The sequence below is a fragment of the Limnohabitans sp. INBF002 genome, assembly GCF_027924905.1.
Classification (GTDB): domain Bacteria; phylum Pseudomonadota; class Gammaproteobacteria; order Burkholderiales; family Burkholderiaceae_C; genus Limnohabitans.
In genome coordinates this window covers 569134-583264 of sequence record NZ_AP027055.1, presented here as the reverse complement: position 1 = coordinate 583264, position 14131 = coordinate 569134, and the positions used below count along the sequence as shown (strand labels likewise).

Annotated in this window: 14 protein-coding genes; 5 read left to right on the top strand and 9 right to left on the bottom strand. The window is 56.1% G+C overall.

Going from position 1 to position 14131, the window contains the following annotated elements; genetic code table 11:
• Window positions 1-15 precede the first annotated feature (15 nt).
• Complete coding sequence (locus QMG15_RS02945) at window positions 16-630, top strand: flavin reductase family protein (protein ID WP_281789423.1); 615 nt, start codon at window positions 16-18, stop codon at window positions 628-630.
• Between the two features lies 1 nt (window position 631).
• Here the strand turns inward: QMG15_RS02945 and QMG15_RS02940 are convergent, their stop codons facing one another.
• The 4 genes from QMG15_RS02940 to QMG15_RS02925 form a co-directional block, all read right to left on the bottom strand.
• Window positions 632-1282: a BON domain-containing protein gene (locus QMG15_RS02940; RefSeq protein WP_281789422.1), complete on the bottom strand. Its 651-nt coding sequence runs from the start codon at window positions 1280-1282 to the stop codon at window positions 632-634.
• Window positions 1283-1373: 91 nt separating this feature from the next.
• Window positions 1374-3140, bottom strand: coding sequence for an adenosylcobalamin-dependent ribonucleoside-diphosphate reductase (locus QMG15_RS02935; protein WP_281790063.1), 1767 nt, complete (start codon window positions 3138-3140; stop codon window positions 1374-1376).
• Window positions 3112-3693, bottom strand: a complete 582-nt coding sequence (locus tag QMG15_RS02930; RefSeq protein WP_281789421.1) for a LemA family protein — start codon at window positions 3691-3693, stop codon at window positions 3112-3114. The genes QMG15_RS02935 and QMG15_RS02930 overlap by 29 nt, the downstream gene beginning before the upstream one ends.
• A 173-nt stretch (window positions 3694-3866) precedes the next feature.
• Window positions 3867-5528, bottom strand: coding sequence for an L-lactate permease (locus QMG15_RS02925; protein ID WP_281789420.1), 1662 nt, complete (start codon window positions 5526-5528; stop codon window positions 3867-3869).
• 166 nt (window positions 5529-5694) lie between these two features.
• Here QMG15_RS02925 and QMG15_RS02920 point away from each other — a divergent pair, with 166 nt between their 5' ends.
• Entirely contained in the window at window positions 5695-6453 is a 759-nt protein-coding gene (locus tag QMG15_RS02920; RefSeq protein WP_281789418.1) for an FCD domain-containing protein, read from the top strand.
• Here the strand turns inward: QMG15_RS02920 and QMG15_RS02915 are convergent.
• A complete protein-coding gene (locus QMG15_RS02915) occupies window positions 6450-7259 on the bottom strand; it encodes an amidohydrolase family protein (protein WP_281789417.1) in 810 nt (269 codons plus the stop codon). The two genes, QMG15_RS02920 and QMG15_RS02915, sit on opposite strands and share 4 nt — an antisense overlap.
• Window positions 7260-7298: 39 nt before the next feature.
• On the opposite strand from QMG15_RS02915, the gene QMG15_RS02910 reads away from it, so the two are divergent.
• The 3 genes from QMG15_RS02910 to QMG15_RS02900 are packed head-to-tail and all read left to right on the top strand — an operon-like array spanning window position 7299 to window position 10086.
• The gene (locus QMG15_RS02910; protein WP_281789416.1) at window positions 7299-8039 is read left to right on the top strand and encodes a GntR family transcriptional regulator; all 741 of its coding nucleotides are present in this window, start codon (window positions 7299-7301) and stop codon (window positions 8037-8039) included.
• Between the two features lie 26 nt (window positions 8040-8065).
• Entirely contained in the window at window positions 8066-9064 is a 999-nt protein-coding gene (locus QMG15_RS02905) for a tripartite tricarboxylate transporter substrate binding protein (RefSeq protein WP_281789415.1), read from the top strand.
• 17 nt (window positions 9065-9081) lie between these two features.
• Window positions 9082-10086 (top strand): tripartite tricarboxylate transporter substrate binding protein, encoded by a 1005-nt coding sequence (locus QMG15_RS02900; protein WP_281789414.1) that lies wholly within the window; start codon window positions 9082-9084, stop codon window positions 10084-10086.
• On the opposite strand, the gene QMG15_RS02895 is transcribed toward QMG15_RS02900, so the two are convergent.
• The 4 genes from QMG15_RS02895 to QMG15_RS02880 form a co-directional block, all read right to left on the bottom strand.
• Window positions 10083-11417 (bottom strand): FAD-dependent oxidoreductase, encoded by a 1335-nt coding sequence (locus QMG15_RS02895; RefSeq protein WP_281789413.1) that lies wholly within the window; start codon window positions 11415-11417, stop codon window positions 10083-10085. The two genes, QMG15_RS02900 and QMG15_RS02895, sit on opposite strands and share 4 nt — an antisense overlap.
• Before the next feature lie 188 nt (window positions 11418-11605).
• Complete coding sequence (ttdB, locus tag QMG15_RS02890; RefSeq protein ID WP_104796406.1) at window positions 11606-12214, bottom strand: L(+)-tartrate dehydratase subunit beta; 609 nt, start codon at window positions 12212-12214, stop codon at window positions 11606-11608.
• Entirely contained in the window at window positions 12211-13110 is a 900-nt protein-coding gene (gene ttdA / locus QMG15_RS02885) for a L(+)-tartrate dehydratase subunit alpha (protein WP_281789410.1), read from the bottom strand. The genes ttdB and ttdA overlap by 4 nt, the downstream gene beginning before the upstream one ends.
• A 30-nt stretch (window positions 13111-13140) precedes the next feature.
• On the bottom strand, window positions 13141-14109 hold the full coding sequence (locus QMG15_RS02880) for a tripartite tricarboxylate transporter substrate binding protein (RefSeq protein WP_281789408.1): 969 nt from the start codon (window positions 14107-14109) through the stop codon (window positions 13141-13143).
• Window positions 14110-14131 lie beyond the last annotated feature (22 nt).

Genomic DNA, 14131 nt, shown 5'->3' with positions numbered 1-14131 from the left:
GTTTAAGGTATTGCTATGACGCATTTTTATGAACCCCGCCTAGGCCACGGCCTGCCCCATGACCCCTTCAACGCCATCGTCGGTCCCCGCCCCATCGGCTGGGTGTCCACGCGCAGCAACGAGGGGGTTTTGAACCTCGCCCCCTACAGCTTCTTCACCGCTTTCAACTACGTGCCGCCCATCGTGGGCTTCTCCAGCACGGGCCCTAAGGACTCACTGCGCAACGTGCAAGAAAACGGCATGTTTGTGTGGAACCTGGTCACCCGCCCACTCGCAGAGGCGATGAACCAAACCTGCGCTCCCGTTGGCCCTGAGGTCAACGAGTTTGAGTTGGCAGGTTTGACCCCGGCACCTTCACGCGTGGTGGATGTGCCGCGTGTGGCCGAAAGCCCTGTGTCATTTGAATGCCGCAGCACACAAATCATTCAGCTTGAAGGCCTAGACAAACAAAAAGTGCCCACATGGTTGGTGCTGGGCGAAGTGGTGGGCATTCACATTGCCGATCATTTGCTGAAAGATGGCATTTACGACACCGCCAGCGCGGGCCACATTTTGCGTGGCGGTGGCCCAGCGGATTACTTCACCATTGGGCCAGAGCAACTCTTTCATATGTGGCGCCCCAAGGCCTAACTCAAACGAACGCCATCTTGTCAACCACCTTGCGAACGCCGGGTGTGTTCCAAGCCGAGTTGATGGCCAAATTCTTTTCGGTCCAGCTGTGCACTTTGCCGCTCAGCGTCAACACATCGCCCTCGACCGAAACCGAAATTTCTTGTGCATCCAAATAGGCACGGCGTTTCAAAGCGTGTTCGATCTCTGATTTCACCGCACTCAGATTGACCTTGGGCTTGACGGAAATCAGGTTGATCACGCCGCGCACACCGAGCAAATGACGCACCGCATTTTCGGCAGCGTGACGTTGGTAGTCCCACTCCACTTCGCCGGACAAGGTGATCGTGCCCTGCTCAACCATGGCGCGAATGGCATCCTTTGGAATCGTTGACAAATACGCCAACGAATGGCTCACAGAAAGCGCAATGTCTGAATCGGTGCGCTTGGCCGCCCCTTTCAACTTCACATCCAACTCAATGGCCACCGCACGCACACCGCTCACGCGTTTGACGGCACGCTCGGCACCCCACTTCTCGGCAAAGCTGTCCACGTGTCCCAGCAACGTGATCACCCCTCGATCGACTTCAACACCAATGTGTGCGGAGTTGACCGAGGACTCCCAAGCCAGCTCTCGCATGACATCTTCTTGTAGTTGCTTGTCCGTTTTCATATGCGTCCTTCAATGAGTGAATAAATTGGAAGGCCATTGTTGAAAAAGTCAGCGCTCATGTCTGTACGTCACGCCACGCACTGACATCCAACTAGGTCACCTGTAAAACAGAACCCACGATGTCATTGGGTCGGTAGGTTGCAAACCCTTTGAGCTTGCTTTGCCAAGCTTGAAGAAACAAGCCTTCAAACACCTCATACGTGCAGTTTTCGGGCACATTCACAGTTTTAGAAATGGCAGCATCCACGAAGGGTTGCATGGTTTGCATCATCGCGATGTGGCTGGCAGGTGTCATGTCTAACGCAGAGACAAAGTAAGACGGCAAGGTGCGCACATTGCCCCCCAGAGAACGGAACAAACGCCATGCATAGTCCTCGACGGTGTGCGTCGTCTGACTGCCATCTGCGGCCCTCTTTTTTCGAAGGTACTGCCAAGCAAACGAGGGCTCAATCCCATTGGAGGCGTTGTCTGCAAACGCCAAGCTCACTGAGCCTGCTGGGGCGATGGACAACAAATGGCTGTTGCGTATGCCATGCGCACGGATCGCGCGCTGAAGTGCCTCAGGCAAACGGCTGGCAAAGTTGCCAGCGCTAAAGTAAGTGTGGGTACTGAATTGAGGGAACGCCCCCTTTTCGATGGCCAAAGAAACCGAAGCACGGTAAGCCGCATCGCGCATGGTTTGTGCAATTCGCACTGCCATGGCGCGACCCGCGTCACTGTCGTAACGCAAACACAGCATGGTCAGCGCATTGCCCAAGCCAGTGAGTCCCACACCAATGCGGCGCTTGCCCATGGCTTCTTCGCGTTGCTGCGGCAGGGGCCAACGTGTGAGGTCTAAAACGTTGTCAAGCGCCCTCACCTGCAAGGCCACACTGGCTTCAAACGCATCAAAATCAAACGTGGCATCGCCCGCTAATCCAAAAGGGTGGCGCACAAACCGAGGCAGGATAAGCGGCCCTAAATCGCAACAACCATAGGGAGGCAGCGGTTGCTCGCCACACGGGTTGGTTGTGGCGATGGTCTCTAACGCACGCAGGTTGTTGTCACGTTGGATGTGGTCGATGAACAAAACACCCGGCTCAGACAATTCATAGGCCGATTGCGTCAGTCGCTGCCACAACACTTTGGCTGGTAGCGTTTCATAGACCCACAGGCCATCACCACGCTGAAGTGCACCGGCCGCTTGCACCGTTTTGTTGGGTTTGGCGTGATGCACCAACTGCCATGACTCGTCATTCATGCACGCGTGCATGAACGCATCCGTCACAGCCACTGACACATTGAATGTGGTCCAGCGCCCTGGTTTTCGCTTGGCTTGCATGAACGCATCAATGTCAGGATGGTCGATGCGCAGCACCCCCATCTGCGCACCACGTCTGGCACCCAAGCCCGCTAAAGCTGCGCAGGCTGTGTCAAACATGTCGATGTAGCCACAGGGGTCAAGCGCAAACGCCTCCGTGGCTTCTGCATGGCGCGGATAGATGCAAGAAAAATCGTAGCCCACGCCACCACCGCGCCTCAGGGTCTCGCCAGCTTCATCGCGGGCCTGATGCACGCTTTGCACCGTATCGCCCACAGGCTGAACAAAGCAATTGATCAGTGTGCTTTCAAGCGCCGTGCCCGCTGCATGCATGATGCGGCCAGCGCCAATGGCCCCGTCTCTGAGGTTTTTCAAAAACAAGGCTTCGTAGGTTTGCTGTGCTGCTTTTTCCTCAACCGAGGCCAAGGCTTTAGACACCCGGCGAAAGATGTCGTCGCACCCCAACTCCCCCGCTTTCAAATACCGCTCAGACAACACCTCGCGGCTGAACGGTTGAACAGGCAAGCCCTCATTTGGCACGGTCAGGACTCGGCACATCGACCGTGAAATAGGGACGCTCTTTGTAGCCCAACACATACGCCGTGATGTTGGACGGAAACGTTTGCACCGTCGCGTTGTAGTCTTGAACCACCCTGACGTAGCGCTCGCTTGTGATTTGGATGCGGTTGTCCACACTGGCCAGCTGCGCCTGCACGTCAATGAAAGTAGGGTGAGCGCGCAATTCGGCGTTGTTTTCAGACACCGCTAAGAGCTGGGTAACAGCACTCGTTAACTCAATTTGTGCTTGCTGGTATTTTTCTAATTTCTGGGCATCGTTGAGCAAATCGGGGACCGCATCAATCGCCATGGCTTTGTCCCTCGCCTCCATCACGGCGGTCCATTTCGGCTCATCGAAATTTTGCTGCGCTTTCAACAAGTTCAGCAAATTCGTCACCACCGCTGTGCGGCGTTGGTACTCGATCAACAGCTCGGCGCCCGTGGTCTTCAGCTGTGCTGAATCGTTCTCAAATTTCTTGTACCCGCACGCCCCTAGGCTCAACAGCACCAAGACCATGGAGAGGTTTATCAACCGACGCAGTGTGTGTTTCATATCAACCCAAGTGACAAATGATCAGGGGCTTGAGTGTCGAAACATCACCACACGATGTCTGTTGTGCATCGCACATTGCATCAGCAGGGCCTTGGCGTGAGGCGCAAAAAAAGCCGCTGTCCGAAAACAGCGGCTTTTGGATCTGGGCTGAGGCTTGGCCTCAGCGAGGGTGATTAGCCCACCACCATCAAGTGGAAAGGCCACACGTACGCTTGCAGCGTCACGTACAGGCCCACCAAACAAGCCAGTGCGATCGAGTGGAAGAACACATAGCGCAAGATGTCGCCTTCGTGGTTGAACCAACGGGTCGCCGTCGAGGCCACGACGATGGACTGTGCGTCAATCATCTTGCCCATCACACCGCCTGAGCTGTTGGCTGCGCCCATCAAGTTGGCGCTGAGGCCCAATTGCTCAGCGGCCACTTTTTGCATGCCACCGAACAACACGTTAGACGCGGTGTCAGACCCTGTCATGGCCACGCCAATCCAGCCCATCAACGTACCGAAGAAGGGGTAGAACACGCCGGTGTTGGCAAATGCCAAACCGAGGGTGGTGTCCGTGCCAGAGAAACGTGTCAACGTACCCAAGCCCAACATCAACACAATGGTCAAGAGTGAGTAGCGCACCAACCAGAAAGTACGTGCGTAAGCGCGCACGATCTCTGTGGGCTTGTACTTCATCACCAACGCGCCAACGATGGCCGACACAAAAATGCCAGTGCCTGTCGCAGACAACAAGCCCAGTGTGTAGACCGCACCTTCTTTGGTGGGGTTAGGTACCACGGGTGGCATCTTCTCGATCAAGTTGTGCAAACCTTCGATGGGGAAGGCGGGTGCCCAAATGCTGTTGAAGTAGGCTTTCACAGGTGGCAAGCCCCAGATGAACACAAACACAGACAAGATCGCCCAAGGTGTCCAGGCACGCACCAGCTCGGCACGTGTGTAGTGCGTCACGGGCAATGCAGGCTTGGCTTCGCCGCCGTCGGTTTCGTGGCCTTTGAGCGAGGTGGAAGTCCAAATGGTTTTCGGTTGCCACACGCGCAAGAACAAGATCAGAGAAGTCATCGACACGATGGCAGCAATGATGTCCACCAGCTCTGGGCCGATGTAGTTAGACACCAAGAACTGAGGAATCGCAAACGACAAACCGGTCACCAAAATGGCTGGCCAAATTTCCATCATCGCTTTACGACCGGCAAATGCCCAGATCAACCAGAACGGCACGAGCAACGAGAAGAAAGGCAATTGACGGCCAATCATCGCGGTGACTTCCATCAAGTCGTAGCCGTGCACTTTGGCCAGCGTGATCACAGGCGTGCCCAAAGCACCAAACGCCACAGGCGCGGTGTTGGCGATCAAGCTCAAACCAGAAGCAGCCAAAGGCGAGAAGCCCAAGCCAATCAAGATACCGGCGGTCACAGCCACGGGTGTACCGAAGCCAGCAGCGCCTTCGAAGAACGCGCCAAAACAGAACGCGATCAACAGCAACTGCAAGCGGCGGTCATCGGTGATGCCAGACAAAGAGTCTTGCAACACTTTGAAGCTGCCGTTTTGTTCGGCCAACTGTTGCAAGAAGATGATGTTCAACACGATCCAGCCGATGGGCAACAAGCCCGTCAAACCACCGTACATCGCGGCCTTGCCAGCCATCTCTGCGGGCATGCCATAAGCCAAGATGGCCACGGCCACGGCTGCGACCAAACCCAAACCAGCAGCAATGTGTGCTTTGATGTGCATGAAGCCCAAGGCCACCAACATCACCACCACGGGAATCGCCGCCAACAAGGTGGACACCACCATGTTGTTAAACGGGTCATAGACCTGTTGCCAAACCATACTTTTCTCCTTGAAACGTTGAATCAAAAATTGGTAATACCACTTAACCATAGTGTAAGAACCCACATACGGGCTAATAGCTAGGTAATTACCCTGTCATAGGGCTTCTGCGGGTGCGAAAGCTTCTAATTCAGCCAATAATTTGGTCTTACCACTTTTCAAATTTATGGCACCACTGTCATCCCCTGTTGTTCGTTTGGCCGATAGCGTGGTCAACGAAATCGAGAAGCAAATTCTGGATGGCGCACTGCGCCCCGGCGACCGCATTCCCTCTGAACGACAGCTGGCAGAAAACTTTGGCGTGTCTCGCCCCTCCATCCGCGAGGCCATTCAAAAGTTGGTCGCCAAGGGCTTGCTCATCACACGCCACGGCGGCGGCACCACCGTGACCGACAAACTCGACGCACCGTTCGTGGACCCATGGCAAGACATGGTGAAAGACCACCCCGTGCTGCACCGTGACATTTTGGAAGTTCGTGAAATGCTGGAGGCCCAAGCCGCCGAACTAGCGGCTCAGCGCGCCACCGACGTGGACATGGTCCGCCTAGACAAAGCCTTTGCCGCACTGGATGAAGCCTATGCCAGCAAAGACCTCGACAAATCCATCGCTGCGGATGTGGCGTTTCACCAAGCCATTGCCGAGACATCGCACAACGTGCTGATTGGTCACCTCACCGCCAGTTTGATGCGCGTCATCCATGACCACGTGAGCAACAACCTCAAACACTCCCACACGCGCCCCGCGCAATGGGACCAACTGCGCACACAGCACCGCACCATTTGGAAAGCCATCAAAGCCAACAAAGCAGACAAAGCCAGCGCTGCCGCCAAAGAACACAGTGTTTACATCCGCGAAAGCATTGAAAACAATGCGCTGGACGAACACCGCCGCGTCAGCGCCTTGCGCCGCGCGGGTACAAATTAGGCGCCGATAGGCACACCCCAATAAAGCCGCTGTGGGTTGTGGCTCAGCACATCGTCCAGATGCTGCGGCCCAACCCATGCGCTGAGTGCGGCAAACAACACGTCATAGGTGGCCAAGTGTTCGTGGTTGGTACAAGGCCAATCACTGCCCCACAGCAATGCAGCGGGCCCCAGCTCGTGCAACCACAGATGGGCAAGGCGCGCCGCATCCACGCCACCGAGGCGATACGCGCCACTGAGCTTGACGTAGGTCGCGGTGTGTTGTGCACGTTGCACCAACGCAGCAATGCTTACGTCCATGGCTCGCGCCGCAATCGGTTTGGCCATGTGATCGACCACCAGAGGCATGTCCGATGGCAGCTGCCTCAACACCTCAGACAATGCGCCTTGGTCGGTATGCACTTCTAAGTGCCAGCCTAATTCATGTAAGGTTCGCCACAGGCGGTCTGCGCGTGTCCACGCAGCCACATCGTGCGAGACCCCTGCCAAGTTCAGGCGTATGCCGCGCACGCCAGCGGCATGCAAAGCAATCAATTCATCGGCAGGTGTGTCCGCAGCCAACACGGCCACACCACGCAACGCCTCGGGGTGCGCCTTTAAAGCTTGGAGCATCAAGTGGTTGTCAACACCCAGAAAACTAGGCTGCACACACACACCCCGCGTCACGCCAACGCCTTGCGCAAGTGCCATCCAATCTTGCAGTGCAGCGGTGTACTGCGGCACATAGCGTGCGCCTGCAACGGCCTCGCCCGCATTGAACACATGAAAGTGGGTGTCTACCCAGTTTTTTGACGGTATCGAATTCATGGTGTACATTCTAGTCCTCTAGATGTCTAGTTTCAAACCATGAGCACCGCAACCCTCACCCAAACACCTGGCCAGAGCCGCTACGGCAAACTGGCGTTGGCCTTGCGCGATCGCATCTTGCAAGGTGAATGGGCGCCAGGCGAAATGATCCCCTCGGAATCAGCGCTGGCTCAAAGCTACGGCGTGGCATTGGGAACCATCCGACAAGCCCTGTCATTGCTGGTGGAAGATGGCGTGTTGCAACGCCGTCACGGCAAAGGCACCTTTGTGACCAAAGGGGTGGACGGCGCATCGATGATGCGTTTCTTTCGTTTTCGTGGTGTCGATGACGGCACCAGCGAAACCCCGCAATCACGCATCCTGTCCAGCCGCTTGCGGCGTGCCACTTCACAAGAGGCCAGCGTTTTTGGCCTGCCGCCAGATGCTCAAGTACTGCACCTTGAACGCTTACGCAGTTTGAGCCACGAGCCTTGTTTGCTAGAAACCATCGTCTTGCCTCTGCCACTTTTTGGAAAACTGGCGGATTCTGACACGGACGTATGGGACGACTTGCTCTACCCCATGTACCAACAACGCTGCGGCATCGTGATTCAAAAAACACAAGACAGCCTGAGCTTCTCGCAGCTCAACGCCACCCAAGCCAAACGACTCAAACTGGCAGCTGCGCACCCGTGTGTACAGGTCGAACGCCAAGCGTTTGACATGGCCGGGCGTTGCGTCGAATTGCGCACCACACGTGGCGATGCGTTTTCGTTCAAGTACACCACGCAACTGCAGTAAACACATATATTCAAAGGAGACACGACATGCGTCACGACACACCCCTTATTCGCCGCCATGCGCTGACAACGTTGGCCTTGGCATCATTGGCTTTGCACGGCGTAGCAACACCAGCCATGGCACAGAGCGCATTCCCCAACAAGCCCGTCACCTTGGTGGTCACTTACCCACCGGGCGGCGGCGCGGATGCCATGGCTCGCCTCATTGCACCCAAGATGGGTGAAGCCTTGGGTCAGCCCGTGATCATCGAGAACAAGCCTGGCGCGAGTGGCCAAATTGGCGCCTCGGCGGTGGCCAAGGCCGCACCCGATGGCTACACACTGATGCTGGATGCATCCTCTTTTTCAGCCAATCCAGCCCTGTACCCCAAGCTACCCTATGACAGCCTCAAAGCCTTCAAACCCATTGGCGTGGTGGCTTTGTTTCCAAACGTGGTGTTGGTCAACGCCAACTTTCCTGCCAAAAATATTTCTGAGTTGACCGCAGCTGCGCGCAAAAGCAAAGATGCGGTGTCGTATGCCTCCTCGGGCAACGGATCAGCCCAGCATCTGGCAGGCGCATTGTTTGAGTCTGCAGCCAAAGTTGACATGGTGCACGTGCCCTACAAAGGCGGTGGCCCTGCCTTGAATGATGTGATTGGCGGCCAGGTACCACTGTTCTTTGGCAACCTAGCTTCCACGCTGCAACATGTGCAGTCGGGCAAGCTCAAAGCGCTGGCGGTGACATCGGCCAAACGTTCGCCCATCTTGCCCGATGTCCCTACATTGGCCGAGTCTGGGTTGAAAGGCGCAGAGATTTACGAGTGGAACGCCGTGTTCGCCCCCGCCAACACACCCGAACCTGTGGTGAACAAATTGGCAGCTGCATTCCAACAAGCGTTGGAATCACCCGAAGTCAAAGCACGCGTGGCGCAGCTGGGTGGTGATATTCAAAAAGGTTCGCCTGAGCAAGCCAAGAAATTCATTGAGCAACAAATCAACCTGTGGAGCCACGTCATCAAGGAGCGTGGCATCACCACCGAATAAATTGTTGAAAGAAACCTATGAACGACCTGCACACCTCATCGCTCAATCGCCGCCAACTGTTGGCCAGCACGGCAGCATCTGCGCTCGGCCTGTCCCCGGTACTCGCACACGCAGAGGCTGCGTGGCCCAGCAAACCTTTGCGTTTGGTGGTGCCGTTTGCACCGGGCGGCAGCTCTGAAATTGTGGCGCGCGCCTTGGCTGGCGAAATGGCCAAGACGGTGGGCCAAAACGTGTTTGTGGACAACAAACCCGGCGGCGCAGGCAACATTGCCATGCAAGAGGTGGCCAACTCAACTGACGAACACACCCTCGTCTTGGGCCACATCGGCACCTTGGCGGTCAACCCCTACATCTTCCCAAAGCTGTCGTATGACGTGAACAAAGACTTCACGCCCATGACACTGATTTCCAAAGTGCCCAGCTTGTACGTGGTGCATCCCGACCTGCCCGTGAAGAACCTCAAAGAGTTTGTGGCCTACGCCAAAGCCAACCCAGGCAAACTCAACTACGGCTCTGCAGGCAACGGCAGCGCAGGCCACTTGGCGTTTGAATATCTGAAGATGGCAGCGGACATTTTTGTGCTGCACGTGCCTTATCGCGGCACCGGCCCCATGCTGACCGATTTGATGGCCGGTCGCTTGCAAGCCGCAGCGGTTGGCGCACCGGCCCTGTTGCAGTTCATCAAAGCCGGCAAGCTGCGTTGCATTGCCACGGGCAGCAGCACACGCTTGCCCTTGCTGCCCGATGTACCCACCGTGGCCGAACAAGGCTTCAAAGGCTTCGAGATGACGCAGTGGTACGGCTTGATGGCACCGAGCAAGATGCCCAAAACACACCTCGACAAGTTAGAAAAAGAAGCCATCGCTGCCGCGCGCAGCAAGGTCGTGCATGACAAGCTCAGCCAAGACACGGCCCTGGCAATTGGCAACACGCGCGCCGAGTTTGAAGCTTTCATCAAACTCGAACAAGCGCGTTGGAAACCCGTGATTGCGCGAGCGCAAATCAAGCCCGAGGGCATTTAAGCGCCGGTGAAATCTTTCACCATGTTGCCGTACCACTGCAAGTCGGCTTGCCACAACTCTTGGCGACGGAAGTTGTCATCGGTGACGGTTTGCAGCAAGTGGCCCTCTGCGCCCATCTTGTAATCAAACTTGACGTTGATGGCTTCGAGGGGTTCGGTGTTGACCAACATGTAGCAAAGGTTGTCGATGATGACGGGCTTCATCGGTTGGCCTTTGGACTGCTGCGCGATGTAGGTCGACACACTGCGGCCCATGCGGTTGGCGATGTGGCCGCTCTTGGGATAGTGGCCAAACTGCGGTGATACCGCGCCCACGCTGTCGCCAATCACAAACACATTCGGGTCGTCCTTCAAGTTGTAAAACTCAGGATGCACCGCCGCCCATGTGGTGGGCTTGCCTTCGGCGTTCTTGCCAATCGCGCCCATCTTCCACACGAGGTCGGCCGCTTGGTGGTGGCCCATGAAGATGGCGTCGTCAAACTTAAAGTCGCCCGCCATCGTCTTCACCACTTTGTTGTACGGGTCTAGCTCTTTCACGCCGGCGTTGGGCACGTAGGTGATGACGTCGTGGTACAGCTCATCAAACGCCATGCGGTAACCGCCGCCAATCGGCATGATGCGGGGCTTGGGGTCGAGGATCAAAATCTTCGCGGGGATTTTGTTCTTCTGGAAATAACTGGCCATCAAACACGCGCGCTCGTACGGTGACGGTGGGCAGCGGTGCGGTGGCGGAGGCAAGGTCATGACAAACGTGCCGCCTTTGAAGCCTTTGATTTTTTGCTTCAACGCCAAGTGCTCAGAGCTGGGCACATACGCGCTAGAGAAATGCTTTTGTGTGTAGGCCGCTGCGGCTCGGTCGTTGCCAAACCAAGGCTCGTAGGTCACGCGAATACCGGCAGACACCACCAACCAGTCATAGTCCACATAGCCTTGTGCGGTGTGCACGCGCTTTTTGTCGCGGTCAATGTCGGTGATTTCGGTTTGCACAAACGTGTAGCCCATGCGCTCGGCAGCGGCGGTGTACGAGTGCACGAGGAACGAGGTGTCCACCACATCCACCAACCATTTGTTGCTCAAGGGGCAAGACCAGAAGATGGGGTTCTTCTCAAGCAACACCACTTCGAGGTCGGGCGCGTCTTCGCGCAAATGGCGCGCGGTGGCTAAGCCACCCCAGCCACCACCCAACACCACCACGCGGCGCTTTTTGCCCTTGGGCAACAACTCGGTGGAAGGAGAAAAAAGAAAAGGCTGAGCGATGACAGAACTAGACGCTGCAGACAGCGCGCCCAATGCTGCCGCGCCCTTGATGAGGGTGCGACGTGCGGTGGTCATAAAGGACTCCGTGAATGTGAAGGGAAACCTGTCGGCGCATATGAGAAGCTGGGCTTCAATGCCTCGAAGGCAGGTTGCTCATGCGAGTGGCATGAGCGGGGGGAATGGTAAGCGATGCGCTGGCACCTCTATCACATGACCACAAAAAAGCCACCCGAAGGTGGCCATGAAAGCTGAATCGATCAGGCTTACTTGATGAAGCGAATTTGCTGATTGATGCGTTCAAGAATCGGTTTCTTCTTTTCGTTGAACACCGCTTTGTTCTCTTCGATCAAGTTTTTACCTTTGGTGTCAATCGAGATGATCAAGGGGCCAAACTCTTTCACGCGGTTGACCCACAAGGTTTCGGGCATGCCTAGGTCAGTCCACTCAGCGGCTTCAATCTTCTCCACTTGCGTGGCGGCCAACACAGCACAACCACCTGGAAAGATGGCATGCACAGCTTTGTTTTCCATGCAACCTGCTTGTGTTTCAGGGCCCATGCCGCCTTTGCCCACAATCAGTTTCACGCCGGTGCGTTTGATGAATTCTTTTTCAAACTTTTCCATGCGCATACTGGTGGTGGGGCCAATGGACACCATTTCGTATTCGCCGTTTTCTTTTTGGCGCACGATGGGGCCAGCATGAAAAATCGCGCCACCTTCTAAGTTGACGGGCAGCTCGCGTCCCAGCTCAATCAATCGGCGGTGCGCCACATCGCGGCAAGTGACCAGCGTACCTGTGAGGTACACCACGTCACCGATGTTCAAGGACTCAAGGTCTTCGTCTTTGATGGGGGTGGTGAGAATTTTCTTCACAGCTTGAATCCTTTGTGCGAAATGATTTCGTAAGACATGTCGGCATTGATCTTGATCTTGCCGCGACGGTGCGCCCAGCAGCCGGTGGACACCGCCACACCAATGGTGGAAGGGTGACGTGCGGATGACTCGATGTTCACGCCCATCACGCTGTTGTTACCCGTCAAGCCTTGCGGGCCTAAGCCCAACTCGTTCAAGCCATCGGTCAACAGCTCTTCCATCAAGGCTGCGTTGTCGTTGCTGTGGCGCGAGGTCACGGGGCGAAGAATGGCTTTCTTCGACAAACGTGCCGCCGTTTCAGCCGAGGTGGACACACCCACACCGACCAACAAAGGTGGACAAGCATTCACGCCGCGTGAGGTGATGACGTCAAACACAAACTCGGCCACGCCTTCGTAGCCTTGCCCGGGCATCAAGACTTTGGCTGCGCCGGGCAAGGTGCAACCGCCACCTGCCATGTACACATCGATGATGACGCTGTCGTCACCCGGTACGATTTCCCAATCGAGCCATGGAATTTTTGAACCAGTGTTGGTGCCTGTGTTTTTTTCGACAAAGGTCTCCACCGCGTTGTGGCGCAGTGGGCCGTCTTTGGTAGCGCCTTGTGTAGCGCCCAACAAAATTTCTTCCAACTCACCCAACAACGGAAAGTTGGAACCTGCGGTGAGGAAGTATTGAATGACGCCGGTGTCTTGGCAGCTCGGGCGGTCGAGCTTGTCAGCGGCGTCTTGGTTTTGACGCATGGACTCGTACACCTCTTTGGCCAAGAAGTTGACTTCTTTTTCACGCAACTCGCCCAGCTTTTCGGTCACGTCGGTGGGCAAGCGCTTGCCGATGTACGACGTGAACTTGGCCATCACATGGGTCAGGTCTGCTATTGCTGTTTCTTTGTTCACGGGGAACTCCTTTGGTAAATGGGTGGGCGCTCAGTCGAGCGTGACCTTGCCTGCTTTGACTAAACCAGCAAACTTTTCGGTTTCTTCTTTGATTTGTTTGGCCATCTCGTCGGGCTTGTTGCCGATGGGCTCTGCGCCGATATCCAACATTTGCTTTTTGAACTCGGTGGAATGGATGATCTTCACAATCTCAGTGTTGAGTTTTTGCACCACATCTTTAGGTGTGGCAGCAGGCGCTAACAAACCAAACCAAGTACCAATCGCGATGCCGGGCACACCCGCCTCTTGCAAAGTGGGCACATTGGGTAAAGCCGAAGAACGCTTGGCCGTGGTCACCGCCAATGGCTTTAACTTGCCTTCTTTGATGAAAGGCAACACAGGCGTGACGGTGTCAAACGACATGTCCACTTGGCCGCCCAACAAATCGGTGGTCAACGGTGCGCTGCCTTTGTAGGGCACATGCAGCACTTGCGCGCCCGACACGATTTGAAACTGCGTGCCAATCATGTGCTGCGCCGTGCCGTTGCCGTTGGAGCCGTAGGCCAGTTTGTCCGGTGTGGCCTTGCCTGCGGTCACGAGGTCTTTCACGCTGTTGTAGGGCGACTTGGCATTCACCACCAACACGTTGGGCACCAAGGCCACGGTGGTGATCGGTGCGAAGTCCTTTTCAAAGCTGTAGGTCAGGCCCTTGTACACACTGGTGGCGATGGTGTGGTGCACCGCGCCCATCAGCAAGGTGTAGCCATCGGCATTGGCCTTGGCCACTTGTGCAGCACCCAAGGTGGCACCTGCGCCGGGCTTGTTGTCGACGATGACGGTCTGGCCCAAATTGGCCGAGAGCTTGGTGGACACCGCACGGGCCAACACGTCGGTCGTGCCACCGGGTGGGAACGGCACGACGATGGTAATGGTCTTGCTGGGCCACGCTTGGGCCTGCGCCAAACCTGCTGCGCCACATAGGGCAGCCACCCACATTTGCTTTTTGAACCTGCTCAACATGTTGTCTCCTTTTGTTTGTTGG